At 38.0% G+C, this 26,305-nt stretch carries 29 protein-coding genes and 1 tRNA gene; 17 read left to right on the top strand and 13 right to left on the bottom strand.

The window, feature by feature from the left end; all coding sequences use genetic code 11:
- Positions 1-116: 116 nt before the first annotated feature.
- From J0M15_09515 to J0M15_09525, 3 genes are all read left to right on the top strand, one after another.
- The gene (locus J0M15_09515) at positions 117-422 is read left to right on the top strand and encodes a transposase (protein ID MBN8537280.1); all 306 of its coding nucleotides are present in this window, start codon (positions 117-119) and stop codon (positions 420-422) included.
- 29 nt (positions 423-451) lie between these two features.
- Positions 452-976 (top strand): hypothetical protein, encoded by a 525-nt coding sequence (locus J0M15_09520; protein ID MBN8537281.1) that lies wholly within the window; start codon positions 452-454, stop codon positions 974-976.
- A gap of 122 nt (positions 977-1,098) precedes the next feature.
- On the top strand, positions 1,099-1,413 hold the full coding sequence (locus J0M15_09525) for a nucleotidyl transferase AbiEii/AbiGii toxin family protein (GenBank protein MBN8537282.1): 315 nt from the start codon (positions 1,099-1,101) through the stop codon (positions 1,411-1,413).
- Positions 1,414-1,442: 29 nt separating this feature from the next.
- On the opposite strand, the gene J0M15_09530 is transcribed toward J0M15_09525, so the two are convergent.
- The 5 genes from J0M15_09530 to J0M15_09550 form a co-directional block, all read right to left on the bottom strand.
- A complete protein-coding gene (locus tag J0M15_09530; protein MBN8537283.1) occupies positions 1,443-2,192 on the bottom strand; it encodes a DUF4143 domain-containing protein in 750 nt (249 codons plus the stop codon).
- The gene (locus J0M15_09535; GenBank protein ID MBN8537284.1) at positions 2,170-2,637 is read right to left on the bottom strand and encodes an AAA family ATPase; all 468 of its coding nucleotides are present in this window, start codon (positions 2,635-2,637) and stop codon (positions 2,170-2,172) included. The genes J0M15_09530 and J0M15_09535 overlap by 23 nt, the downstream gene beginning before the upstream one ends.
- Positions 2,638-2,752: 115 nt before the next feature.
- Complete coding sequence (locus J0M15_09540; protein ID MBN8537285.1) at positions 2,753-4,228, bottom strand: hypothetical protein; 1,476 nt, start codon at positions 4,226-4,228, stop codon at positions 2,753-2,755.
- Positions 4,229-4,381: 153 nt separating this feature from the next.
- The gene (locus tag J0M15_09545) at positions 4,382-4,747 is read right to left on the bottom strand and encodes a hypothetical protein (GenBank protein ID MBN8537286.1); all 366 of its coding nucleotides are present in this window, start codon (positions 4,745-4,747) and stop codon (positions 4,382-4,384) included.
- A 115-nt stretch (positions 4,748-4,862) separates the two neighbouring features.
- Positions 4,863-5,360 carry a hypothetical protein gene (locus tag J0M15_09550; protein ID MBN8537287.1) on the bottom strand — a complete coding sequence of 166 codons (498 nt, stop codon included), beginning with the start codon at positions 5,358-5,360 and terminating at the stop codon, positions 4,863-4,865.
- Between the two features lie 201 nt (positions 5,361-5,561).
- Here J0M15_09550 and J0M15_09555 point away from each other — a divergent pair, with 201 nt between their 5' ends.
- The 4 genes from J0M15_09555 to J0M15_09570 all read left to right on the top strand — a co-directional run bounded on the left by J0M15_09555 (position 5,562) and on the right by J0M15_09570 (position 9,954).
- On the top strand, positions 5,562-6,182 hold the full coding sequence (locus tag J0M15_09555; GenBank protein ID MBN8537288.1) for a TetR/AcrR family transcriptional regulator: 621 nt from the start codon (positions 5,562-5,564) through the stop codon (positions 6,180-6,182).
- Between the two features lie 403 nt (positions 6,183-6,585).
- On the top strand, positions 6,586-6,879 hold the full coding sequence (locus J0M15_09560) for a hypothetical protein (protein MBN8537289.1): 294 nt from the start codon (positions 6,586-6,588) through the stop codon (positions 6,877-6,879).
- Between the two features lie 115 nt (positions 6,880-6,994).
- The gene (locus J0M15_09565; protein ID MBN8537290.1) at positions 6,995-8,395 is read left to right on the top strand and encodes an aldo/keto reductase; all 1,401 of its coding nucleotides are present in this window, start codon (positions 6,995-6,997) and stop codon (positions 8,393-8,395) included.
- A gap of 32 nt (positions 8,396-8,427) precedes the next feature.
- A complete protein-coding gene (locus tag J0M15_09570; GenBank protein MBN8537291.1) occupies positions 8,428-9,954 on the top strand; it encodes a hypothetical protein in 1,527 nt (508 codons plus the stop codon).
- A 21-nt stretch (positions 9,955-9,975) separates the two neighbouring features.
- Here the strand turns inward: J0M15_09570 and J0M15_09575 are convergent, their stop codons facing one another.
- Both J0M15_09575 and J0M15_09580 read right to left on the bottom strand, forming a co-directional pair.
- Positions 9,976-10,476, bottom strand: coding sequence for a hypothetical protein (locus J0M15_09575; protein MBN8537292.1), 501 nt, complete (start codon positions 10,474-10,476; stop codon positions 9,976-9,978).
- A 204-nt stretch (positions 10,477-10,680) separates the two neighbouring features.
- Positions 10,681-11,325: a transposase gene (locus J0M15_09580; protein MBN8537293.1), complete on the bottom strand. Its 645-nt coding sequence runs from the start codon at positions 11,323-11,325 to the stop codon at positions 10,681-10,683.
- Between the two features lie 292 nt (positions 11,326-11,617).
- Here J0M15_09580 and J0M15_09585 point away from each other — a divergent pair, with 292 nt between their 5' ends.
- From J0M15_09585 to J0M15_09620, 8 genes are all read left to right on the top strand, one after another.
- On the top strand, positions 11,618-11,773 hold the full coding sequence (locus tag J0M15_09585) for a hypothetical protein (protein ID MBN8537294.1): 156 nt from the start codon (positions 11,618-11,620) through the stop codon (positions 11,771-11,773).
- A 92-nt stretch (positions 11,774-11,865) separates the two neighbouring features.
- Positions 11,866-12,618, top strand: a complete 753-nt coding sequence (locus tag J0M15_09590) for a hypothetical protein (GenBank protein MBN8537295.1) — start codon at positions 11,866-11,868, stop codon at positions 12,616-12,618.
- A gap of 84 nt (positions 12,619-12,702) precedes the next feature.
- A complete protein-coding gene (locus J0M15_09595; GenBank protein ID MBN8537296.1) occupies positions 12,703-13,536 on the top strand; it encodes an MBL fold metallo-hydrolase in 834 nt (277 codons plus the stop codon).
- A 20-nt stretch (positions 13,537-13,556) separates the two neighbouring features.
- Complete coding sequence (hemB, locus tag J0M15_09600) at positions 13,557-14,546, top strand: porphobilinogen synthase (GenBank protein ID MBN8537297.1); 990 nt, start codon at positions 13,557-13,559, stop codon at positions 14,544-14,546.
- Entirely contained in the window at positions 14,543-14,851 is a 309-nt protein-coding gene (locus J0M15_09605; GenBank protein MBN8537298.1) for a cupin domain-containing protein, read from the top strand. Before hemB ends, J0M15_09605 begins: the two co-directional genes overlap by 4 nt.
- Before the next feature lie 32 nt (positions 14,852-14,883).
- Positions 14,884-16,683 (top strand): DUF885 domain-containing protein, encoded by a 1,800-nt coding sequence (locus tag J0M15_09610; protein ID MBN8537299.1) that lies wholly within the window; start codon positions 14,884-14,886, stop codon positions 16,681-16,683.
- 91 nt (positions 16,684-16,774) lie between these two features.
- Positions 16,775-17,326, top strand: a complete 552-nt coding sequence (locus J0M15_09615) for a hypothetical protein (GenBank protein MBN8537300.1) — start codon at positions 16,775-16,777, stop codon at positions 17,324-17,326.
- A gap of 51 nt (positions 17,327-17,377) precedes the next feature.
- Positions 17,378-17,454 (top strand) — tRNA-Pro (locus J0M15_09620).
- A 55-nt stretch (positions 17,455-17,509) separates the two neighbouring features.
- Here the strand turns inward: J0M15_09620 and J0M15_09625 are convergent.
- From J0M15_09625 to J0M15_09640, 4 genes are all read right to left on the bottom strand, one after another.
- On the bottom strand, positions 17,510-17,785 hold the full coding sequence (locus J0M15_09625) for a peptidyl-prolyl cis-trans isomerase (protein MBN8537301.1): 276 nt from the start codon (positions 17,783-17,785) through the stop codon (positions 17,510-17,512).
- Positions 17,782-18,582 (bottom strand): hydroxyacylglutathione hydrolase, encoded by an 801-nt coding sequence (gloB, locus tag J0M15_09630; protein MBN8537302.1) that lies wholly within the window; start codon positions 18,580-18,582, stop codon positions 17,782-17,784. The genes J0M15_09625 and gloB overlap by 4 nt, the downstream gene beginning before the upstream one ends.
- A gap of 1 nt (position 18,583) precedes the next feature.
- Positions 18,584-19,909 carry an ATP-binding protein gene (locus J0M15_09635; GenBank protein MBN8537303.1) on the bottom strand — a complete coding sequence of 442 codons (1,326 nt, stop codon included), beginning with the start codon at positions 19,907-19,909 and terminating at the stop codon, positions 18,584-18,586.
- A gap of 104 nt (positions 19,910-20,013) precedes the next feature.
- Entirely contained in the window at positions 20,014-21,282 is a 1,269-nt protein-coding gene (locus J0M15_09640; protein MBN8537304.1) for an MFS transporter, read from the bottom strand.
- Positions 21,283-21,398: 116 nt separating this feature from the next.
- Here J0M15_09640 and J0M15_09645 point away from each other — a divergent pair, with 116 nt between their 5' ends.
- Together J0M15_09645 and hflX are read left to right on the top strand one after the other, a co-directional pair.
- Complete coding sequence (locus tag J0M15_09645) at positions 21,399-22,484, top strand: hypothetical protein (GenBank protein MBN8537305.1); 1,086 nt, start codon at positions 21,399-21,401, stop codon at positions 22,482-22,484.
- 123 nt (positions 22,485-22,607) lie between these two features.
- The gene (gene hflX, locus J0M15_09650) at positions 22,608-23,882 is read left to right on the top strand and encodes a GTPase HflX (protein ID MBN8537306.1); all 1,275 of its coding nucleotides are present in this window, start codon (positions 22,608-22,610) and stop codon (positions 23,880-23,882) included.
- A gap of 19 nt (positions 23,883-23,901) precedes the next feature.
- Here the strand turns inward: hflX and J0M15_09655 are convergent, their stop codons facing one another.
- On the bottom strand, positions 23,902-24,117 hold the full coding sequence (locus J0M15_09655; protein MBN8537307.1) for a hypothetical protein: 216 nt from the start codon (positions 24,115-24,117) through the stop codon (positions 23,902-23,904).
- 145 nt (positions 24,118-24,262) lie between these two features.
- Positions 24,263-26,305, bottom strand: coding sequence for a tetratricopeptide repeat protein (locus J0M15_09660; GenBank protein MBN8537308.1), 2,043 nt, complete (start codon positions 26,303-26,305; stop codon positions 24,263-24,265).

The raw sequence follows: 26,305 nt of genomic DNA on the forward strand, positions 1-26,305 counted from the left end.
GACCTCTTTCATATTAGGTGGCCTCAGCGAAAAATAAAGGGTCCACCTCTAGGCGCATCTAAGGAAGTTAATATTTATTTTTTCAATTTCAAGGAGCCTGTGATACTTTCCAGCGCATGAGATTAGCCTATGCTTCATATATTTTTCCAAAGTTTAAAAATTTAACAGCAGCTTTTTCAGAATCGGCAGGTCGATTAATGGAAGAATTTACCTGCGAGGCAACCATCAAGATTGATGGGACATATTTCAAAACACCAATGGAAGTTGGACCAGTGAAGAATGATAAAAATAAAAGAATCAAAAGCTTTAAAGATATGTCTTCATTTTTTATCAGAACCGCGACGACTTTATGTCCAAATGCTAGCGTTGCAGTTGATCGTTTTCATTTGGCTGAACAACTTCACGTGTGCATTCGTACCTGACTAGGCCAGCAGCATCATATAAAAAAAGATTGGCTGATATTAGAATTGATGCGACGAAAACCCAAGAAAAAAATCCGAATAGTGTTCCTAAAAATTATAGTGAGGTCAAATCATTGATCTCAAAGTTAAATATGGAACTAAAGCTGTTACAGAATGCTGTAAATACGAATGTAGAAAATATGACTTCTATGATGCGGGAAGCTGAGCTCCTTTATTCAGAGATTCCTAAAAACGAGCAACAAACTGATAACAATAATAAACTAAGAAAAGGAATTGCTGACCTTCTAAATCGCGCGGAGCTTACAAATAAAGCTATGATAATCAGTTTAGAAAGTTTTGACCCCTTCTTAGAGCAGGTAGTAGCTGCAAGAGTCTTTCTTCTGAATGGCAGCAGCGAAAATTCGGCAGTAACCAAAAGAGCTCCAAAAGATATAAACCAATACAACAAAGCTCTAATTTCGCTCGACAATTTTTTGAATATTTTTAATGCGCTCATGTTAAGAAATGAAACAACTCGACAAAAAATAGACTTTCTACGGAAAACTTTAACTTGAACCTCATCTGCACTTGATAAACTAATTGGCAAATCTGATGGAAAGTTAAAGTCCTTCTTTAGTTTTTTTATTCTTCATTGATCAAGACGCCATAGACTCATCGCCGAGCAACCAGTCATTCTATTCACTGTTTCAGTTACCCCCACATAACCCTTGAAGTTGATACGGAACCTGCCATTGATTTTGAATATGCGCCCAGATATCTGCTGGCCCCACCAAGTTTTCCGGTCATAACTTTAAAAAATCCTGATCTTTTCGCAGGCAAACTCCATGCACTACTATTTCGAAAATGGAAAAATAGAATTAAAGGACGAGATTTTTATGACTATGGTTGGTACATTAAAAATAAAATCCCAGTTCGATTCAACTATCTCAAAGCAAAATCAATCCAAAGCGGTCACTGCCAAGTTAATGATTTGCGAACGTTAAATCAATAATGCTGTTTAGAAAGCCTTAGTAGCGTATGTTAATTTTTCTTTCTTTTCAACCCTGACTGGGAAAGTAACAATTCCGACAACAATGCAATTGGAACATTTCGATTTAATATGTGATCGCCTTCCATTATACAGTGAAGGACCGGAATTTCTTTATTCTTAAAACACTTTCTAACTGCTGGAAAATTCTTCAATTCTATTGGATTTTGATAACTAATTTTAGATTCAACAAAAAGAAATTCATTCGATCCTTTTTGAATTAAAAAATCAATCTCTTCTTGGTCCTTAGTTCTCCAATGAAAGATTTCCCAATCTAGTTGGAAATTATTTGTTAATTTATAAATTTCCGAAAAAACCAAGTTCTCAAATAAAAAACTTTGTTGTGGCGAAGTTAAAATCGGCTCTGCCGATGACCATCCTTGAAGACGACAAGCCAATCCAGTATCTATAAAGAAAATTTTTGGTGACTTAATTAACCTTGATGTTAAGTTTCCAGAAAAGGGTTTAACAAGAAAAATGACTCTCATCCGCTCTAATAAAGAGGTCCATTCCTTTATTGTCTTTGCATCAACACCTAATTCATTTGCAAAACCAGAGTATTCCAAAACTTGTCCGACTCTGCCCGCTAACAATTTAACAAATTTTAAAAACTCAAACTGTTTCTGAATTCCCGAAGTCAAGACAATATCTTTTTCTATATAGGAATTAATATAATCATCTAAATATTTTTTAATATTCTTACCTTCACGAGCATATAACTCAGGCCATCCACCAGTGTACATAATATCCTGGATTGTTTTTTTGTGAATGCAATATTTCGTGAATACTTAAGGTATTTAAATCGAAGAAGCTTGCTCGCCCTGCCAAACTCTCTTTTATTTGATGATCCAAGAGAATTTGATTCGAGCCAGTGAGTCTAATTATAGTCTTATGACTTTTATTTTCCCTTTTATAGAGATCAATTTTTCTTTTTAGGGATGGAAATAAATTGGGTGCATACTGAGCTTCATCAATAAAGAGATTATCTTTTCCAAATTGTTTTAGAAAGAGCTCTGGGTCCGATTGGGCGAGCTGACGAAGTGACGAATCATCTAATGAAATTTCTTTAAAACTTGGATCCAAATGTAAAATTAGGCTAGATTTCCCACATTGTCTGGGACCCCTTAAAATCTGAATCGGGTCACTATTTTCAGTTAATAAGTTTGATATATCTCTGTCTATCCACATATTTGGCCATAATGGAATGCTATTCCGTTTTAGTCAAAAACCAATTTAGAATCTATTCACAGACCAGAAATGCTGGTCTCACCATTCTTTCTTTAATTTTTAAAGATTAATTAAATTATGGAAAATAGACTAACGGATCTCCCCCAGCAAATTCTTTTTCTATGATTTTTAATGCTTGAAATATTTTGTCTTTTTTTGGGTCTCCGAATTCTTTTTTTCTTGAATTCACTGATTTATTTATCCATGAATTTGCTTGTGAAACTAAGAGAATGAACTCAGCTATTTTATGCTCACGCTCCTCGGTCCAAGGTAGGTTCGCCCAAAGCAGACGACTTTGCTCTTCTAAAATGCTATCTAAGCGATTTGGCACATCAGCCTTCTCCGTCGTTTCTAATTCCCGACGTGTATCAATATAAACTTTACCCTCTGCTTGAAGGAGGCTCAAAGTCCCCTTCCCCTCAGCTAAAATAGGAAGAGTTGCCTTGGTCATAAGGTAACTAAAGATAGGCCTAGGCACGGGACCAACATTTAACAAAAGAATTGAAGATTCCAAAGTTTCATCTAAAAGAACCTGCTGCAGGGGTACCTGATCTATGCCAGTAAGTAATTGAAGATTTACCGAAGGGTCATTCAATCCGGATTTAATCGAAGCAAGTTGACTTGGGCTTAAATCATTAAAAATAGGTAGAATGACACCTGACTTCTTGAAATTTTTTGGTGATACTTTCATGGCTCTTGCTAGGGCTCGAACATAATTCACGAGCACACTTTCTCCAGATAATTTGGTAGGAGTTTTCATAAATCCAAGGCCATAGATAGGAGCCAGATCCCAGGACGCATGCGTTCCACCAGTAACCTTCAATATGTTTCTTAAAAACTCTTCAGATGACCCACCAAGAATTTGTCGATTTTGTCTATCCCTTGCTTTGGCACTATTCAAAGCTGCTGATTCTGAAGGAACTTCTTGAAGAATCTGGAATGAATCTAATTGGGGGAGGGGCTTTTCGTAAACTTTAAAGCCTCTTTGCACTGTCACCATTGCTGGGTAAATCCAATTGCTAGGATTTATGGTCAATACAAGACTGGCTTTTAAAACTGCTGGAAGTGCCCCTGTCTGCTGTCCGAAAAGGTATCCTCCCCCATCATGAGCAGGAGCAATGGCCATATCCACCTGTTGTTGATGACGCTTTTGGAACTCAGAAAGACTGATGAGCTCGAGGGTTTCGGATAAGCGCTGAAGACCGCTTCCTTCGGGATTGAATTCTTCAAACAAGGTTGCCAATTTGATACGATTGTCTCCAAATCCATAAAGAATATGATCATCGTAAACGACCTGCATTCTACCTTTATAACCAAGATGAAGTACCCGATGAATCATATCCAAGGTCATTGCTTGATGACCTGTGCCTGGTGAGTTTGTCATAAAGAGACGGAGCAAGGGAAGTTGATTCAAAAAATCAGAGACTAGTTGCTCATCAGGAGATAGAGCGTAAGAAATCGAGTGTCTGTAGAAAAATAGACATCTGTCTATGGGCAATGCAAATGAATCAACGAATCGCAGTAAAATGAAGAAAAAGAAAATTAGTTTCATTGTGAATAAATCGTTGCAATTAATGAACCGAAAGGATTACCTTGAGGGGCTTGAGAAGAAAATAACAACCTCTTTAAAAGAGCTCTTTAGAAGAGGTTGTTATTTTGAAAAATCATTTTTTCTACGAAATGAAATTTTAGTTTATTAGCTGATTTAATAACCAAAATTACAATTTAAATTCATATTTACTTCAAGAGAAGAAATTTTCCCCGTGCGATCTAAATTGAATAGTTCCTGCCAACAATGTTTTCCTTCACGGATTCTAAGGGGCGCACCATTCTTTGTAAAAATAATTGTTCCATGCATAGTTACTAGGTATTTTCCTTTATTTTCACCTTGAAACTTAAAGTTAAAATCAGAGTCAGTTTTAAAACTGGATGACCAGTCTTGAATTGATTTAAAATACCCGTAATGCCCTTGATAGAGAGTCGTTGCTCGATGATCACGAACAACAGTAATTAAATTTGGACTGAGAATCTTACTTTGTTCTTCTACAAACTTTTCCCATCCTATTTTCAAAAATTCATAGTTGGATGCTAGATGGAGCCTGGGAAGAATTTTGAGCATAGATTGAAAAAGGTAAAAGAATGTTTATGGCAAGTAGAACTTTAATAAAGTATTTCATAATTAAATCCTAATTGATCTTGCATTTGTTTTGTATAAATCGCCAGTTATTTGATCCTTTAAGTATAACTTCACCAATTCCAAAATTATTATCAAAAAGTCGGTCAGTACTATATGCTATAAATGGAATCATATTCATGCTTTGCGAATAGTGAGTTGCGCCAGAAGATAACTTAAAATAGTATACCTTATAGTTTCCATTATCTTTACTATTTATGGGTTTTTCAATTTTATCCGTTCCATAATAGAGGAATACTTTTGGGTCGTTGTATTGACTTATAATCGATTTTGATACGGCAACTGAAGCTCCATAATAATTACCCCAACCTCCAGTCTTGTAATTTCCAGCCTCTAACAAGACAACATTGCAACCTTTATCTCCAAAGTCAGTTCCTTTGGAATGAACTATAAATAGAAACGTAAATACAAATAATATACCTTTCATTTTGCTTGCTGCGAATAACGTCAGCGCAAAAAAACTTTTTACAATCTGTTTTTGTTTAGACATAAAATTTTCTCCTTTAAAATGTTTTAGAAAAACTACTTTGAATCCTTAAATATTGGGCGACCTAGGTTTCAGCCATTTTTTAAGTTTCTTGACCCGGAAGTAGTCCTATTGGAACAATAACTCGCCGCATTGTAAATGTCAATATAAAATTGATCATTTAATCAAACATTATTGTATTCTATTGTAACTAAATATAATTTTATGTACTCTGATATATATCAGATGATAAAACGAAAAAACTCTCAAGGACATAAAACAAAAGATTTACTTATAAAGGCTGCGCTTCATTGTTTGGTCGAAGATGGTATACATAGCATTAGCTTTCAATCCATCGCAAAGAAGAGTGGGTTTCCCCAGCCCTTGGTGGCTTACCATTTTAAAAAAGTGAGTAAAATATTTCCAACAGTATGGGACTACATCTATGATATAGCCTTAAAAAGGACTGAGTCCAGTTTGAGCCATGCTGGTTCTGCAAAAGAAAAATTAAGTAATTATCTAAAAATATCGATTGAAATCTTTTCTGAATCCAAAGAAATTACAATCATCTATTTTCAACTACAGTATCTTGCTATTTTTGACGAAAAGCTAAAGTCAATAAACACTCAAATTAAAAACAAAGCTGTCAATCGTGTCGCAGAAATACTCCAAAATGGACAGCAAACAAAAGAGTTTAAGTCAGATTTCGATCCCTATCTCACGGCCAAGGCTATACATAGTAGTTTAGTAGGAATCTTGATAAATTCTATCACTGACATTGAGAACTTTGAACTTAACAAAGTACTATCAACTTTTGAAAGAAGAATATTTGATTCTCTAATATAAACGCTAAAGGATTCCATTATTTTTACGATCATTAACTTTTTATCTAAAAAATAAATCGAACTCTCTTTCAAAAGAGAGTTCGATTTTCATTCTTTCGAAATCTGACTTAAACTCTTTTGTTTGCTGTCCATTTTGGAGTATTTCTGCGACGCGATTGACGGCTTTGTTTTTATTTTATCATTTAATAGATATTTCGATATATAACTTTAGCCATAATTCCAATATATTACATTATTATTTGATCAAATGATCAATTTTATATTGACATGTACAATGCGGCGAGTTATTATTCCAATAGAGCTACTTCCGGATCAAGAAACTTAAAAAATGGCTGAAACCTAGGTCGTCTAATATTTAAGGATTCAAAGTAGTTTTTCTAAATCAATTTAAAGGAGAAAATTATATGTCTAAACAAAAACAGATAGTAAAAAGAATTATTGCGCTCACGTTATTCGCAGCAAGCATGACTTTCGCAAACAGAAACTATACGGCACAAGATGCAGACAATCTTAAGGAAATAGTTTTAAAAACTCAAGGTCGTCAAAATAGCGAACGGCCACCTTTTATGTGCGTTTGTTTTTCAGGGCCAGGATATTATCGGTCTGAAGTCCCCCCAATCAAGGGAACTGTCTATGGTGGACCTGGAAACTATCCTTATACTTCTTGGGTGTGCCCATCAGGCTGCACTCCAAAGTGAGTCATAACATTTTGCGCAGGCTACGCAATTTGTATTCCCCACCTAGAGCAGCGATTTCATTGCTGCTCTAAAAAAACTGAAATAAACCAAAGATCTTTTACAAAAGGTGAGTCAAATGAATCTAACTCTATGGAAAATTAATCTCGTCGCCATTTTTTTTGCATTTTCGGCAGCGAAGGCAAAAATGGAATATGTTCAGCTTACAGATCAGCAGGGTCAAGTCCGAAAGCTTTCCCGTCTGATCATGGGTACAGATCATCTAGTGCAACCTAACTGGGTCACCGAAGGACATCCAGAGTCCCCCGAGGCGTATGTATTTAAAGTCTTGGATGAGGCGGTTCGCTTGGGCATTAATGTGATTGATACTTCCCCAATTTATGTTGGGAATATTGAAAATTTAGTTGGTCGATGGTTAGAAAGTCGAAAGAATCTAATAAAGCAAAATAGTTTTTACGCTGAAAATGATTTAAATCCAGATCGTCAGATATATATTATCTCAAAGGGTGGCTTTCCGTTTGATTTGTTTTACTCTCAACGGCTTGAAAAAGGCTCTCATTCAGATGAACTCAAAAGTGATTTACAGAGTAAAGGCATTTTACAGGAATCAGGCTCTAAAGAAGAACAAAAATTAGTGAACTCCCCTCCGGGCACTTATGCAAGTCGACTTTATGGAAGTGAAAGTCAAATTAGAGAAAGAGTTTCAATAGAGCTTGGGCATACCCTTGCCAATTTGGGCAACGGATTAACGGTCTATTTGATGCATCGAGATGATTTTGATTCTGTAGAATTTGACGTGATCAAAAGAAATCAAACCCAAGTTGAAACTATAATGAAGGCATTAAGCCATCCCTCGGTTAAAGAAAATTTCCCAATGTTAGGTTGGTCAAATTGGACAACGGATCGCGTGAACAAATCCATAGGACTAAGCAATAGCAATCCGGAACTAGCATCCCCTCAACTGAACAGTCCGTATTTTTCATTATTTGAGATGAGCCAAAGATCCATTCACGCCCGCGGAATTCAGGTAACTCACAGGGAGATGATGGATGCGAACTTTCAGAAAGGGATATATTTAATGTCTTATTCACCTCTGGGCGGTTTCAGTATTTTGGATAAGCCAGAGCCGGCATGGGAAAATGCTAAATTGAATGCTGAAAAAAAGTTTAGAGAAAGAGATCCTTACTGGCAAAATGTATATCACGCAATATTTACCCCAGAAAATGAGGTCAGATATTATCGCGCTCTTAAGTGGATTAAAAAGTACAATCAAATTCACAATGCCAATTTTACTTTGGATCAGTTATTTAACGCCTATGCCCTTGCCCATGTAAGGACGAATTTTTTAACTGTGGGGCCAATAACCATAGAGCAGGTACGACGTACTGTAGACTCTCTAGTATTGTCCAAACAATTAGGAAAAGATGTGTTGGAAGAGCTCTATACAGTGGAAAATAGAGATTTCTCAAAGCATTTGAGGCCGTCGTTTTCTAGAAGTTGTTTAGCATTTTATAACTGATTTTGGCCCCGCGCTTGCTTACTCTTCTGAGTATGAAACGACCTCTGCATTTCTTTAAGAAGACTTGTTTAAAGCTGCTTATTTCAATTATAAGCTTGTTCGGGACTGCCTTGTTCGCAGAGGAACGTATAAAACAGGAACAGTGTCGCAGTTTTTATGCACCTAAGGGTCGATCGGTTGAAACTGACTCCACAGAAAAAGGAAGAGCGGAGGATGTTTTTAGAGAATTAGCTAGGTTAGAAGGACTTAATAGATACGAGAGAGCGCGTGAGGGATTCCTTCGTTTCGCCAAAAATACTGAACGAAACTGGTCCGTTCTTGAAGCAGGTAGCGCCTGGGGTTCTGGTGCCTTTCAAATGATTCAAGGTTTGTTACATCATGGAATAGGTCCAATGCAGCCAAATATATTTGCCGACGGAATTTTCGAATCTTCCATGAAAGTATTGATATTTAGGGGCCTTGGGCAGGAATATAAGAAGAATGATAGAGCACATTTGTCATTTCCTGAATCTCTAAATCTGAATTTAGATTCTAAAATGCGAGTTCCATTTGATGATGGTTGGAACCTACTGGTGCATCCTGATTTTATAAATTCCAAAGGAGACTGGAGGTTCCGTGAAAATTTATCAGTCTTGCCCGTAATAAAAGACAGAGCTTTATCTGAATTATACGCCGATTATGCCCATCAAGGTCCCGAGCGATCACAAAACTTGCAAAAATATCAGCATCAGGACACCATCGGAGCCGAAAGAACATTAGGATTTGCTGTAACCATAGGACCTGGGGCCGCAACCACTGTCCTTGGCCATATTCAGCTTAAAACTTCAATGGGTCCAGAGCAGCCTCACAATTTTGAAACGAATTTTGGTCCCATCGATAGACCAACAAACACGAAATCAGTGGAATTAGGTCGTTTGTTTTTGGATTTGCTGGGTTGGGATAAGCGGGACTGGTTGATCAATGGTTGGTTAAAGCACAAATACATTTCTAATTTCGTCCGCTATAGTTTATACCAAAAAGCCTTAAGCTGGCTATCTTGGGATTACCAACCCGAAGTTGCTTACGCCCAAGTAAATACCGAAAAAAAAGACAAATTCATGAATCCTAGAAGTCCATTTAAGTTTAGCTCAGCAAAAGTCATCGAAGGAACGGAAGGAAAGGAATGGCTCCTGACTATGAATCGCCAGGACATGAGGCGCTCAGAGGACCATGCCAATGTAGAAGTGTTACTAGCTTTGATCGATGGTTATTATGAGTTTGTTTCCAAGAAAAAGGACCAGCTCATTGTAAAGTTCGACCGCAATCAATTTGCAAGTCTTGAACGTATTGGCTTGTTAGAGTGGAGTCAAAATTTGGACCCGCAGAATCTTTCAGGTGAAAATTATCAGCGTTATGTTTATGCAGGAAGACCAATCCGCCAGTCCCGCGATGAATTATTAAGTAACCCATTCTTGCTAATCGAATTTCCCAAAGCGGAACTAGTGAAATTACAAGCCCACTTGAATCAAAAATCGCAATTTCTAAACAAACCTTTGGCTGCGCCTCTTGACGATCACTGAAGCAATCAAGTCTTGCAGAAACTAGTATAAAAATAATGGCTCAAACAAAGTTTGAATCTCGTTCTCTGTAAACAATGCTGGAGCAAAGAATCCCTTTTTAGTTTCTGCACACTCGAGGATAAGGTTTGGATTGCTTAAAGGCGAAGCCGCCCCCTTTAACCGATAGAATAGTTTTACAAAGGAAGTTTTTTTAGACCAATCATGACTAATCTTTGGACCCATTTGTTCAGCTAACACGAATTCAGTCCCAGCAAGAATTTCTAATTTACCGGGTTCCGACCGAAAGTTATAGATGTATAAATGACAAAGACGTTTATTGGTAGAAGAATAGGGACAAGAGGCACTTTGAATTTCGGTTTTTGATTTTACATCAAAACAGGCACTCAATTCAGCCGAATAACTTCCACCTCCGCCAAGTGGACTTAATGTTAAATCTCTTCTTAACATTAATGCAGATAAAGGTGCCGCACTCGCCCCTTGTGCAAAAACGAAAAAAATGAATGTCGTTATAAAAATTTTCATAAATCCCCTTTTGTTATTGCTGCCATCACCCCTAAGACCGGGGCATTTTTAAGTTTCATCTTTACTTAGATAAAATTCGCTTCATTTGTCAATTCTTGATTGTTAAAACAATGATGGCAAATGCCAACTATGAAACTATGACAATAGGATAAACATTTACATGTTTGTGTTAAACTTATTTCGTGCTTCAAGCTAATTCTCCCTTTAAGAACTGTTTTTAGTTTTTGTCCTCACTCCTAATGACTCCAAAACGTTTTGATAAATGTAGGCCGTGACTATTTTAAACTCCCTTCCCCAACTCACGATTCTTGAATAGATCCTAGTCTCCCAAAACTTATTCTCCCGCACCGCCGAAGGGGCACCGCGCGGCTGGTGACAATTCGACATTGGCTTTTCGCCCACCAGCACTGACCCATGCACCACGGGCTGGCCCTTTTCCCCTGGTTGAAGCGGAAAGTCTCGCAGGATATTCTGGGCTATATGTCCAGCGGTCACACGAAAAAAGTTCTGCAAAGACTCCCGAGTTTTCCCTCTAACGAGCAGATGAATATGGGTGGTATTGATGGCTTTCTCATAAATGGAAATCTTAAACCGACCAGCAGCTTTCTTTAAGATACCCTGAATCATCGGTTGGTGTTTCGTCAGCTTGCGGGCACCGCGCGCGTAATCACTGCGCAGAACTAAATGCAAGGGTTCATTAACAGATAGGGGTCGTTTCCTGCGCTGACGAGCCTTAGGAGTCTGACCTCCGTGCTCTTTGAAATTTTTCAAACGTTTTGGAGTGATGAGAGTTCTGGGATTTTTCAAAGTATTAATCAGTGAATTTGAGTTTGCTTGTGATTTCTTCATGAGGCTTTGGCAATGCAAAATTCAAAGACCTGCGCGGTGCCCCTGGGGGAAAGCTGAGCCACATGGAAAACCGAAAAACGGAGAGATTCATCGACTCTGCAATTTACTTTTAACCGCCGCTAATCACCGCTAATCACCGCTAATCACCGCTATCAGCGCTAATCACCGCTAGCAGCCGCTAGCCTCCGCTAGTTACCTCACCGCTAGCCTCCGCAATTCTATGAAGCCTCTTACCTACGAGTATTTAAGCTAGTCTGCAAGCTTGTCTGTGACCTAGCCTGCAGACTAGCACATGAACACACTAGCCTCTCCTGACACGGCCACCTCTCAATTTTCAACTTCAGGACCAAGTCTGGTTTTGGCCGCACCCAGTACCCAGCAACCAGCTCCCAGCTTCCAGTACCCAACACCCAGCTTCCAGTACCCAGTTGCTTTTAGAATTCAATAGCTTTGCTTCCTAAACTTGCTTGCACGACTTAAGTTGACACTTAAGTTTAGCCCATTTCAACCGATGGTTGGAGCAGAGAGAAAGGCGATCGGATGAAGCAAAGACCTTTTTATTATGTGTTTTTAACTTTTTTTTTATTGCTCATTGTTGTCTCCTTTCCTTTGCATATAATGTATCTGTTTAGTTATGAATTTAAAGATTTTTACAAAACATTTGATCACCTAAACTTAATGAATTGGCTCACGATGGGTACTTGCTTTGTCTCTGTCTACTATGCGTGGGTTGTAAATCCTAAATTAAACTATATTGTAGGATTTCTGACCCTTTTGGTCATCATTAGCGCGCTTCCTTTATCTTCACAGATTAATGACTTTTCGTTATTTAAAACAAGTATTGCTAATTTTCTTTTTTTAATTCCCCTTTCGTTTCTCTTGGTTCCAGAGTACCAAGAAGCTTTAAGAAATAAATCCAAGCATTGGTGGAAAACCCCTCCCCGAGTTCAAACAGAGGTCCAAGTTCAGCTTGAACTTGTCGCTCCTGATTCAAACCAGAAAGTGAATCTCTCTGCTAAAACTATAAATATTTCTAAAACTGGAGCCTTGCTGCTAATCAAGCCAGAGGCTCTTACCGACCTCCAACTCCTTCTTAAAGGTCATTCAAACCACTCCCAACACCTGAAACTAAAATTGGACAACCAAGAATTTAAAAATTGTTTTGAGGCAGAGTTGGAGCTGATCCGATTTAATAGGATCAAAGAGTCTGACGCCTTTTCTTTGGCTGTTCATTTTAGAAATGTCTCTTACCTAAACAAACTAAGACTTTACACCCAAGTCCTTCATAGCTAGACTGGGCGGGTTGGCTCAAGTTGAGCCCTATAGTGGAATGACATCTGACCCTTCCACTTAATTCAATATTAGGTTTTGATCGTTATGAAGGAACAGCTTTGGCAACATAAGGAAATTAAAATTAGGGGCGTGTCCTTAGCGGGTGTCTATTCCTGTTATCAGCTTCCAGATTTCAACTTTTCAATTGATGTGGGGCAAGGATTTGACTGGATTCTGAATGACCATCTTTTTTTTATCACCCATGGTCATATGGATCATGCCGCCGGTATTCCTTATATTATTTCTCAAAAGAATATGCGGCATCATCCTAAACCCCAGTTCTATATGCCTGGGAGCCTGATTCAACCCCTTCGGGAGATCGTTTCGCTTTGGAGCCAAATTGAACAGCATACCTATGAATACGATTTTTTTGCTCTTGAGGATTTCCCTAGTATTTACCTTAATAGCACTCTGAGAATTAAGCCCTTCAGAACCTTTCACCGCATTGATTCCTATGGATTTTCTTTACTTAAAAAAACAAAAACTTTATTACCAGAGTTTCAGCAAAAAACAGGAGCTTCACTGGTTGAGCTCAAAAAAAAGGGGATCCAAATCGAAAAAGAAGTTGAAAAAATACTTATCTCTTTTTCGGGTGATTCTCAGATTGAATTCTTAGATCAAAACCCTGAGCTGTATGATTCCCAGATCTTGTTTATGGAGAGTACTTTTATGGATAACAAAAAAAGCCTCGAAGATACAAGAAGGTGGGGTCATACTCACTTATTTGAAATTTTAGAACGACTGCCGCGAATCAACTCAGAAAAAATACTTTTAAAACACTTATCTAGTCGCTATAGTCTATCCAGAGCTCAGCAGATTTTAGATGAGTTTGTTGACCCAAAGAATAGAACTCGATTTGAAGTTTTTCCAGGAAGATAGAGATAGGGGTAGGTATAAAAATGAAATTGAAACAACGTCCTCGCCGGCTCAGGGTTAACAAAAACATCAGAGACCTTTGTGCTGAAACGACTTACCCTGCGCCCTCGCGATTGGTTTACCCTGTCTTTATTCAAAATGGAAAACAAAAAGCTGATGAAATCACGTCGATGCCTGGTCAATTTCGCTTAAGCATTGATCTCTTGCTGCAAAAAATAACTGCATGGAAACAAATGGGGATTCAAAACTATGCTCTGTTTCCTAAAATTGATGACTCCTTAAAAAATCCCATGGCGAGCGAATCTTTGAATAAAGATGGCTTTTTACCCACGGCGATTAAACAAATTAAAGACCGATTCCCTGATCTCTCTCTCTATACAGATATTGCCCTAGATCCCTACTCCAGCGAAGGACATGACGGGTTGGTTGAAAATGGCAAAATTCTCAACGACGCTACTGTCGAGATTTTAGCACAAATGGCCTGCCTCCATGCCCAGGCAGGTGCCGATTTTGTTTGTCCCAGCGACATGATGGACGGAAGAGTTCGCAGCCTTCGCCTTGCCTTAGAATCTGAGGGACACAAGGACACGGGAATCCTTTCTTACTCTGCAAAATACGCTTCGGCTTTCTATGGTCCATTTCGTGAGGCCCTTGACTCAGCTCCCAGGGCTGGAGATAAAAAATCCTATCAAATGGATTATCGTAATTCCCGAGAAGCCCTTCGTGAGGCCCGGCTTGATTTGAACGAAGGCGCAGATATTTTAATGATCAAACCCGCCCTTTCCTATTTAGACGTCATTAGAAAAGTTAAGGACATCTCGAACTTACCCGTGGCCGCCTACAACGTTAGTGGTGAGTACGCCATGGTAAAAGCCGGTGCCGCCAAAGGCTGGGTTAATGAAATGCCGATCGTCACCGAAATCTTAACTTCCATTCATCGCTCTGGGGCTGATATTATTTTCACCTATCATGCACCAGAATATGCGGCCTTTTGGTCCAAGGAGCTTCAATGATTGTCCACCGTTGGCAAGGAGTTAAAACCTTGACCACTGAAGAAATTAAAAAGTGCTATCAAATAAAAAAAGATCAAGATTTTGTCCTTGAAACCATTCCCCAAGGGCAAAGTATTAAGGATCATCTTCATGGGTTCCTTGAAATCAGAATCCTTTGTCAGGGCGAGCTCTTGTGTAATATTTCAGGAAATCAAATTCTTTTACGCCCAGGAGATAAAATTGAAATTCCTGCGAACACAAAACATTCTTACACCAACAACTCAAAAGAATCTTGCAACTGTTTGGTCGGCTATTATTCTTTTTAGTGCCTAATTAATTTTTAATACGAGGTCCCACCATGATTAAATTTTTGATATTTAGTCTTTTTATTTTAAACAACCAGGCCTTTGCCACATCGCCTGAATCATCTATTCAGACCTGTAAGGCCTTTTCCGGCCAACTTCAAAAAGAAAAAAATGAGAGTAAAAAATTAAAATTGGTCATGGATTTTATTTGGGGTCAATGGATGAAAGAATACCCTACCTGGGCTACTTTTGTTGGCTTTTCAGGATATGATGACCTTTGGCCTGATGAAAGCCTTGAGAATATTTTAAACCGAAAGAAGATGGCTCCTTGCCACTTACAACTTTTAAAAAAAATAAATTTAACCAAGCTTTCGCAAAATGATAAAATAAATTACAAATTATTTCTCAAGAAAATCAACTCTCAAATAAAAGAAAGTGAATTCCCATCAGAATATTTAGTCCTAGATCAAATGAATGGAATTCACTTGGAAATTATGGATATCATCGACGCGGCTCCCAAACTAAATAAAGAAGATTTTGAGAATCGCCTTAAACGATTGGACCGATTAGATGTCTACATTGATCAAAATATCATCCTCTTAGAAGAAGGCCTGAAACGCAAAGTCACTCCAGTGAAATTTTTAATAAAAAAAGTACCTGCACAAATTCAAGCCTTAATTTTTAGTAATCCAAAGGAAAGTCCTCTCTATAAAGTTTTTCAAGAAATGCCCACCCACATTTCTTCTGAAGAGAAATCGAAACTCTTAGCAAAAGCCGAATCTCTTATTTCAAGCAAAGTTCACCCGGCACTTAAAAAACTAAAATCTTTTATTGAAGAAAAATACTTACCCTTCTGCCGAGAAGAGATTTCCTTTAGTTCTTTACCCCAAGGTAGCCACTGGTACCACTTTCTTGTTGAAAAACACACCACCACGTCTAAAACTGCCAAAGAAATCCATGAGCTTGGACTTAAAGAAGTGACTCGTATCGATCAAGAAATGTTGCAAATTCGTCAAAAATTAAATGAGAAGCGAAGTCAGTCAGAATTTCACCAATTTTTACAAACCGATCCTCAATTTTTTTTCAAAACTCCCAAAGAACTTATCAATGCCTACCAAGCCATTGCCAAGGAAATTGATCCTGGGCTTATAAAACTTTTTTCTGATCTACCCAAACTCCCCTACGGTGTCAAACCTATGGCTGATTATAAAGCTCCGTCAGCCCCGACGGCTTACTATCAACCTGGAAGTTTCAAATCAGGACGCGCCGGTTACTTTGAAGCAAATACTTATAATTTAAATTCGCGACCCAAATGGGAAATGGAGGTATTAACCCTACATGAAGCCGTCCCGGGTCATCATTTACAAATTTCGATGGCTCAGGAGGTTGGTGATTTACCTGAGTTTAGAAAACATGAATTCTATACCGCTTATACAGAAGGGTGGGGACTTTATTCTGAAAGTTTGGGTGATGAGTTAGGCCTTTATAAAGATTTATATTCTAAATATGGCCAACTGACCTATGAAATGTGGCGTGCGGTAAGGCTTGTCGTTGATACAGGGATTCACAGTTTAAATTGGTCCAAGGAAAAGGCCCTTGAATATTTTATGGAGCACATTCCTAAAAACAAGCTCCAATCCGAAGTGGAGATTGATCGTTATATCGTCATGCCAGGTCAAGCCCTCGCCTACAAAATAGGAGAGCTAAAAATCAAAGAATTAAAAAAACAGGCTATCAAAAAACTAGGACCTAAATTTGATATCCGAGAATTTCACAAAGTTGTCCTCCAACTTGGAGCCGTGCCATTAGATCTTCTAGAAGAGGAAGTGAATCATTGGCTTGAAGCAAAATAGTTTATTGCAAGGTCTCAAAAAGTATCCTAGTCTTAAAAGCAGATTAAATCTGATTTTTCTGAATTAAACTTTAAAAAACAAGGATGGTTTTATGAATACAAGTTTAAGTATGCTTCTGCTTTTATCCCTCATAGGCAGTTTCTCTTTTGCAAAAAATAGTTTAACAAGGTTGTCCTTGGACCAAGTTCAAGTTCCCATGGAAATGAGTGAAGATAAAAATTGGAATCTTCTCATTAACACCATTGCTAAAAACGGAAAAATTTTAAGCGTTGATAACTTGAACTATCTATATTTAGAAAATATCGTTAAAAGTCCAAACTCGGAAAATCATACGGCTAATTATATAAGTATCGTTGGCTACATGGACACCGATGGTAATTATAAAGCCAGCCATTTAGAGGTCGTTAGCGAAAGCTGGATTTTAGCAGATGATGGCCGTTGGCACATCAATCAATGGTTGCATAAAGTTTCTGGAAAGAACGAAATAATATGGTCGGCGCACGTCAACTTAATTGAAGACCAAGACGGCAGAGTCTACAAGCATGAATACCTCAAAGAGACTGAAGAGATGTATGCAAAAAACTGGAAAAAAACCTTAAATTCATGGTACCAATTTATTTCACAATTCCAGTTGCCTAATTAAAATATTTTTTCTAAGATGCACAGAAATCTTTTCCATTTTTTTAAAAGACAACTGCGCGTGGCTCAGCTTGGTAGAGCACTTGCTTGGGGTGCAAGAGGTCGCTGGTTCAAATCCAGTCGCGCAGACCAATTCTAAACCTCGGCCCTTCTCAGCTAACAGTACATCACATAGCGCATTTCAGATTTAAACATTGTCCCCTTTTTTAATAATATGCCAACCATAGGAGGTCCGGACGGGTTTGGATATTTGTCCTGGACTTAAGGAATTAAAAGCATCCAGAAAATCAGAATCTAAATTCTGGGCATTGATCTCCCCCAGAAAACCACCATTATGACCACTTCGACACAAGGAAAATTTTCGAGCTAAATCTTCAATTTTTTTTTTATTTTCGAGCAGCCTATGGATGTCCTTTGCTTCATATTCATGCTTAACTAAAATATGACTTGGTTTAACTTTCATTTAAAAATATCCTTCCATTGACGAATGGCCGCAAATATTTCAACAGGATCAATGGCTTTATGGCCAAGCCTTTCGCTTGCGGCTAGTCTAACTTCTGGTGAATCCCATCGAAGAAATGGATTTGTTAACAGTTCTCCTTCGAGGGCAAATGGGACCGTGGCCTCGCCATGCTTACGGGACTCCTGTGTTTGTTTTATTCTATTTTGTATCTCTAGATTTTGAGGCTCAATGACAATCGCAAAATGAAGGTTAGACAGGGTGTATTCGTGAGCACAATAGCACAGAGTCTGAGGAGGAAGGCTAGCTATTTTTGCAAGTGAACTTTGCATTTGATAAGGGGTTCCTTCAAATAGTCGACCACACCCGGCACCAAAAAGAGTGTCGCCACAGAAAAGGGAACCCGTTGAACCTATATGCTTTCCATAATAGGCAAGATGACCTCTTGTATGACCCGGAATGGACAAAATTTCAAAATCCATCTCTATCCCTTCAACTCGTATTTTTTCATCCCCCAAGAGAGGCTCTGAAAGGTAAGGAATGTTTTCATTTGCGGGTCCATAAACCTTTATTTTCCTGTCTGGAAAGGCGTGAACTAAGTCGTGAATACCTCCAGTATGGTCACCGTGGTGATGGGTCACAAGAACCGCTGAAAGTTCCAGGTTCTCTTTCTTAAGAAATTCCAACACTGGCACTGCCTCTCCAGGATCAACAACAACGACTTGTCTCCCTTGATGGAGAACCCAAATATAATTATCTTCAAAGGCCTTAATTGGGTAAATTTTTAGAGAATACTTCATTTCAATTACTTAAAATGGCATCTAGTCTTTCAACAAGATAAATTGGGACTTCGTACATGACACGATCATTTGTAATTTTACGATAGGGATCGGGTGAAAGTTTAATCCATCTTTTGATTGCTGGGTTGATTTTTGTAAGTTCTGATATAGAGCGAGCTTTAGCTTTACGATTACTTTTAACTTCGATAGGAATGATTTCAGGCAATTTTTTGGTTCGCAAAGTGTGAATGAAATCAATTTCTGCTTTTTGCGAGGACTTATCTTTTAACCAATAAAAAAGTTGCGGATCTTCAGTCGGATTTAAATAGGCTAAATGCTGAGCAACAAATTGTTCATTCAACGAGCCTCTCATCGGCGATTCCTTAGAGAAATCATTCATAATCAGTAGCTCAGCCGAAACGAGACCACAGTCGAGATGATAAAGTTTAAAAACATGATCATCAGAAACCGCTTTTAACGGTATCGACGTCGCATTCGTATGTATGGTTGGCAATAGAATCCGAGCTTGGTGCAAAAGGTGAATGGCTTCTTTCAGATTTTTTGATTTTTCTTCAGAATCAATTTCTGAGTATTTTACCTTTTGACCAATATGCCCTGGCAAATAATTAAAAACAGCTTCACAGCGAATGGGTTGTGCACCTTTTGTATATTTAAAAAAATCGGACCGATAAGTATTAAGAATGTTTTTTTGAATTTTTCGTATATCAAATACATCTGCTTGATCAATTTCAGCTTGAACACATTCAGGCATTCCGCCGGTTATTAAAAAACTTCTCCATTCTTGAATAAGTAATTTGTGCCCCATTTCTGAAATTTTATCTGGGGAATTATTAAACTCTTCAAGAATTTGATTTTTGTTTTTTGCAAGTAAATACTCTGAAAAACTCACAGGCCCGAGATAGTAGTACTCAATACGACCGACCGGCACCGAGATCCCAGGGCTTTCAAGTAAAAAATCAAGTAAAGATCCAGCTGCAACAATTGCCAATTGAGGATATTCTTCATAAAAATAGCGCAAAGCCATAAAGGCTTGGGGAGATCTTTGTATTTCATCAAAAAATATTAAATCTGTATCTTGAGACACTTTGCGATTTATCAATAATTGAATATCTTTAATGATCGCACTCACTTTAATTTCTTCCGTTTTCAAACTAGGCAAAGAAGTTGTTTCAAGGTTTATTTCAATTAAATTTAATTTTTCTAACTTAGCAAACTCTTTTACAAGAGTGGACTTACCCACCTGACGAGCCCCACGAAAAACCAAAGGTTTTCGTTTCCTCTGATGTCGCCACTTTGATAGATCTGAAAGATTTCTTCTAAAAAACATATAAGTCTATTATACAGACTTTTTGACTTTAATCAAGGCTATAAAGTGTGCTAAAATGTCCAATAAATGGGTTTATGTCTACTTTTAATAAAAATAAAACTACCTCAATTTGAACTCGACAGCTCTTCATTAAAATTAAGATCTTTTCCAAAGGTTTCTTCTAAGGTAAAGAGACTCAATAAGGCGAGGAAAAATACAATGCCTCCAATGAGCAAAGCTGAAGGCACAACCCCCATGTCTTTCTTCAAATCAGCAAATAGAAAAACAACCAAGGCCGCAGCCCCGCGAACAAAGTTAGGTACCGTAGTGGCGACAGTGGCTCGGATATTGGTTCCAAATTGTTCAGCAGCTAAAGTTACCAGAACAGCCCAGTATCCTGCGGCACTTCCAATAACAAAGCAGGATAAATAAATCCAAAAAGGTGTGACACCTGATAAATTTAAATAAATGAGACATCCAAGAATGGCTGTAAAAATACAAATCATCACGGCCTTGTTTCTTGATTTTAACAGCTGACTGAGCATCCCCGAAATAAAATCACCCGTTGTGAGACCGATGGTTCCCCATAGAATCGCATTTCCCGCGCTGACAGAGCCTTGAATATTCAAGCTCTGGGTCAACTCGGGAGCAAAAGTAAACATGACCCCCGTGATATAATAAATAGGAATTCCGATGAGAATGCATTTAATATACCTTAGACCTCTTTCTTTATTCCATAAAAGAAAAAAATTCCCTCTGTTGGAATTGGTGGATTTATTTTTATCAACCACAGAACGATCAAGTACCTTCATTCTCAATATCAATAAAAGAAAACCCATAATTCCAGCCACAAGATAGGCCGTTTTCCAGTAAAGCATTTGTCCAAATAGTCCCGCAAATACAGATCCGAGCAAACCTAAGGTTGCCACTATGGTGGTCCCCACTCCACGGACTTCTTTAGGCAAAGTCTCTGAGACAAGGGTGATGGCAGCACCTAGTTCTCCAGCTAATCCCATTCCAGTTATGAAACGACAGACAGCATAGGAATTGGAATCCCAGACAAAAATATTAGCAATACTTCCCAAGGAGTAAATAACAATCGGGACTGTCAGAATAAAGTACCTTCCCAACTTGTCCCCAAGGACGCCCCAAAATAAACCTCCAATCATCATTCCCACCATTTGAGCATTATAGGAAAGAACTCCCGCACTCATTAGCTGATCTGGATCTGAAATTCCCAGATCAGAAAAACTAGATATCCTCACGACGCCAAATAGAGTGATATGAAATAAATCCACAAAATATCCAAGCCCAGCGACAATGACAACCGAATTGAGCGCTGGTCTTATTTGGTGCCAAAAATTTTGTTTTGCTAATTTTTCCTGAGGAATCATGGTATCACCTTTTCAAATGCGCACTAAATTTTATTTTTATAAATAAAAATCTAGTTTGATATTACTTATAATTTTGCTACGATCGCACCTTAGCTTTTTTCCTCTAAGGAGTCATGATGAAAATTAAAGTTATTACTGTGTTTTTAATAGGGTCACTGAACTTTCTTCTTTCCTGCAGCCACTCAACTCCAACGCCCCCTCAAACCTCAACGCCTCTTTTGGAAAATAAGGCCTACAAGTTTTCAGCTTTAGTTCAGAAACCATTAAAAGCCAGAGAATGGAGTGTATCAGGCGTTTCATCAGGAGCGATGATGACCACACAGCTTAGCTTGATCCACTCTGAAAAAATCAATGGAGTGGGTATTTTTTCAGGAACTCTCTATGGCTGTTCTGAAGGAAATATTGAAAGGTCTCTAAAAATTTGCATGGCTTCCCCAGATAAGATCGATACCCATTTGATCTATAATTACATTCAATCTCAGTCCCTAGCAAAAAAAATAGATCCCTTAAAGAATATTGAAAATCAGAAAGTCTTTATTGTTCATGGCCGAAAAGACTCGCGTATCATGCTGAGCGCTCAAGAAAAAAATAGAGAGCTCTATCAAAATTTAAATGCCAAAGTCCAAACCAAAATTATCGATCAGCTAGCCCATGGGGTGCCGACCTTATCTACAGGATGGCCTTGTGATAAAATTGAAAAACCATGGATCAATAACTGTGGCTATGACACTGTCGGAGAACTTTTTCAATTTCTTTATCCATCGCCAAAAATTTTACCCCCTACCAACAAACAGCCATCCACCAAAGAATTCATCAAAATTCCTAAGGAACTGATAGAAAAAAATTTACACGTTTACAATCTGACTTCTCTTCTTTCTGAAAAAGAACTCCGTGAAGCTACCTTCTACCCTCAGATTCATATTTATGTTCCTGAGGCCTGCAACCAGGAATCTTGTCCCGCTCATGTTGCCATACATGGCTGCAAACAAAGCCCCAGTAATATAGATACTGAATTTCTAGAAAACGCAGGTTACCTTGAAGCTGCTGAAAGACACAAAACAATCATCATCTTTCCTTCGATCTATCCATCTGAAAAAAACCCCTATGGATGCTGGGATTGGTGGGGCTATACCCATCAAAAATTTGATACCTATGAAGGACCCCAAATAAAAGTGTTAAAAAAGATTATAGACGCGTTTTAGGCCTCGGTTCCATAGTCTTTATTTATATGAGAAATAATAATATTTTTATTTATTTATTACTTCTATGGCCGTATCCTGATAAAAGAAGTTTCACCATTTTTATACCTATTCAAGGAGTGTCACATAGATAGTCAGTTTCAAAAAACAAGGTTACTAAACAACGAAAAAGCTATCGTTGTAGGTGTGGGACTTAAATCAGAACCTTTAATTGAAATTAAAGAAAATCTCCTCGAACTCGAAGAACTTGTCTTAGCCGCAGGTGGGATCATTGTTGGTGCCCTGACTCAAACTTTAGTTCAATGGAATCCTGCCACTCTCATTGGTAGTGGCAAGGTTCAAGAAATTAAAGAAATGGTTCAGGACTCGGGTGCCGAGCTTGTCATTATCGACCACTTAATTTCCGGGGTGCAAGCTCGAAACCTTGAACAAGCTATAGGGGTTAAGGTTCTCGATCGCAATCAGATCATTTTAGATATTTTTTCTCAACGGGCTCAAACTTTTGAAGGGAAGCTTCAGGTGGAGCTTGCTAAATTGCTAGATCAGATGCCACGGATGGTGGATGCGTGGATGGGATCTCTTTCTCGACAAGGAGGAGGCATTGGAACGCGTGGACCTGGAGAAACGGCGCTTGAAAATGACCGTCGCCGCATTCGCGAACGAGCTGCCGTGATTAAGAAAAAACTTGAGAGCGTCAGAAAAAACCGAGCTCAGCATCGATTATCCCGTCGCCGTCATGAAATTCCTAGCTTTGCCTTGATTGGTTATACCAATTCTGGAAAAAGTTCTATTCTCAATCGTCTTACTGGCTCCCAGGTACTCTCCAAAAATCAAGTCTTTGCGACTCTAGACCCTACAACTCGAAAAATATTTTTACCTGATGGACCACCCTCCGTCGTCACAGACACCGTTGGTTTTATCCGTAAATTACCCTTACAATTGATCGAAGCTTTTAAAGCCACTCTTGAGGAGTCAGGCGAGGCCGATGTCCTTTTGCATGTGATAGACCTATCTTCTCCAAATATGGAAAGGCAAATTGAAATTGTCGAAAAGCTTATCGAAGAATTTTCTTGGCAACATAAAAAAATTATTCATGTCTTTAATAAATTTGACATTGCTAGTCCCGACAAACAATTCAAAATAAAACATCATCCAAAAGTTTTTGTAAGCGCCCTGAATGGCCATGGAATTGAGTCCTTAAAGCAAATGATGGCAGACTCTTTAGCTGAAATTCAAAAAACGGTTCAACTTTTCTTCCCGAGAAACACGGAACATAAGATATACGATTTGGACAGAGATACGAAAATTTTTCGCAAAGAAGCCGCTACGGAAGGGACTATCTGCTACACTTCCCTGACTACCAATCAGCTCACAAAATGGAAAGAATACATTGTAAAATAGCCTCAAATTGCCACTAAATTTAAAAAGATATCGTAAATGGTTTCGTGTTTCCTGATTTTTCTTTCATTGGTCGCGTCACATCTCTTCGTTCATTTTCACCAGATTGTAATAAAATTCTTTCTGGGTTTTGTTGTTTCTCGCGCAGGTCTTTTTCTGTTTGCAATAGAATGCCCATAATAACGAAGGTATTCATTATCATGAAAATAGAAATTAATATCATTTCTTTGATCATCATCGCCAACCTTTCAAACACATGACAAATATTGGCCCACGGCTATCTATGGAAAACAATTTATCACGATGAGAAGAAGAGATAGCTCTACTGATTCAATATTTATTCAAGTAGCAGGCCATTCACACCCGCCGACAGGCGTAACGAATTACTTTCTTAAATAATTTCCGGAGTAGGTGTATAAAAAACCCAACAAGTATTTATTATACTTATAGGAGTCGACGTTGGAACTATTCACCGTGTAGGCAAAGTTCATTGAAATATTTTTATTTTTAGATAAATCCTTTGAAGCAATCAGCGTCGCTACGATAATTGAATCTTTTCGTAGATTTGAATTATCAGGATATTTTAAATCCGTGTACTCAAGTCTTGAAGAACCTTTGTAAATCTTGGTCCATGGGAAATTATAACTCAAACCTAAAATGGATTTATTAAAATTATTATTCTTCCCAATAGATGAATTGGTAATGTAATTGAAGTCACCAACGATGGATTTGATACCTTTATCATCGAGTAATCGAATCAAACTATAACCGACAGTAGATCTCGTAGCTGACTGTTTGTCATCGTCACTAGTAACTTCTAAAGTTGAATTGTCAGAAACATAATCAAGCTTCGCAATATGTATCCACTTTTTAGATGAACTCCAATTTAAATCAAAGGAAGCTCCTGGCGACGACATAATCTGTTTGCGACTGCCGCCATCATTGCTCATACTTAAAAGACTATAATAAGGAATAAAATTGGAAGAGAAATCTTTTCCAAATAAAACCCATTGATGTGACATAGGGAGTTTTAATCCCATTTGCAGTGGATCTGCTGACTGAATCGTGCTATCTGATTTTAAATTTTTATCAAGACTGTACATGTCGCTGATATCCAATTGCAAAGAATAGAGAGACTTCATCGTTCTATAGGCATTATAGGTAAAACTACCACCATATTGAAAACGGATAGCTTCAGAATTTGTTGCTAAGTTTTGTGTGGAAATATTTAAGACATTGCCATCATATTGAGGCCCAAAAAATAATGAGTATTTAAAAATTTCTTTCTGACTCTCAAGAAAATTTTCCAATCTATCAATTTCTTCAATTTTTAATTCGGCTTCTTTATCAATACCGGGATCGGAAGATTTGTCTAAAACATATTGGAAGTCCTCACGAGCTTCCTTAAATTTATTTTGTTTCATCTCTATGTTGCCAGCATAAAAGGCCGATATAGGGCTCAGATCCTTATCGTTATCCTCTTTGAGGTCTTTAAAATACGCCAAAGCCTTATCCACCTCATTTAGCTTCAGATGGTTCAAGGCGACATAATACCGATGTTCATAAATATTTTGGTCACCACCTTCAGCCATGGATAAAATAGACAGGGATTTATTGTAATTATTAATTTTATACAGACTTACTGCATACTGATAATAAAACAAATCATTTTCTGGATCCAAAGAAGAGGCTTCTTCATACAAGCGAACAGCTTCTTTAAAATTTTGATTTTGATAGGCCACATAGGCTTGATTTGATTTTTCAGATGCCAGTTTTTTATTTTTCTCTTTTTCTTCCTTAGTTTTTAACTCTTGTTTTTTTAACAGTTCTTCTCTTTTCAAAGCCTCTTGCACTTCAAAACTCAACCTTGTCTGCTCTTGTATTCGGTCATTTAATCTTACAAGAGTCTCTTTTTTCTCTTTGAAAATAGCCTTGGTCTCCTTGCTAGCGTTTGTTGCTACCTTGCTGTTTTTTTTATCTTCCAATTGAATTTTGTCTTGCTGTTTTTGAAGTTCTTCCCTGGCTTTATTTAAAAATTGAACCGTGTACTCTTGCCACTCTGACTCTTTATTAAACAAAACAACAGAGAGCGCCTTTTCTTGAGAATTCGTATTTGGAATCACATGGGCAAATAATTTGCTACCTGATTTTGTTAAAAATTCTAAATTTTGACTTGCTAGTTTTTGCATGTCCATTTGAATTCTAAAATACCCATTCAACATTCGTTTATCTTCGCTGGAGGGAGTCAGCTCCACAGAGGCTTTTTTCTTGCTTTGAATTTCTAGTACCGTTAAATAAATCGACTTGCCTGCATTATTAGAATTAAAATATTCTATGTAGATGGGTTGATTTTGAAGCAGGGTCACTTGTTGTCCCAAGGCAAAAACTTGGGACACGGTCAGCAAAGAGAGTAAAAGTATTTTCAT

The sequence above is a fragment of the Deltaproteobacteria bacterium genome (assembly GCA_017302835.1).
Lineage (GTDB): Bacteria > Bdellovibrionota > Bdellovibrionia > Bdellovibrionales > Bdellovibrionaceae > UBA2316.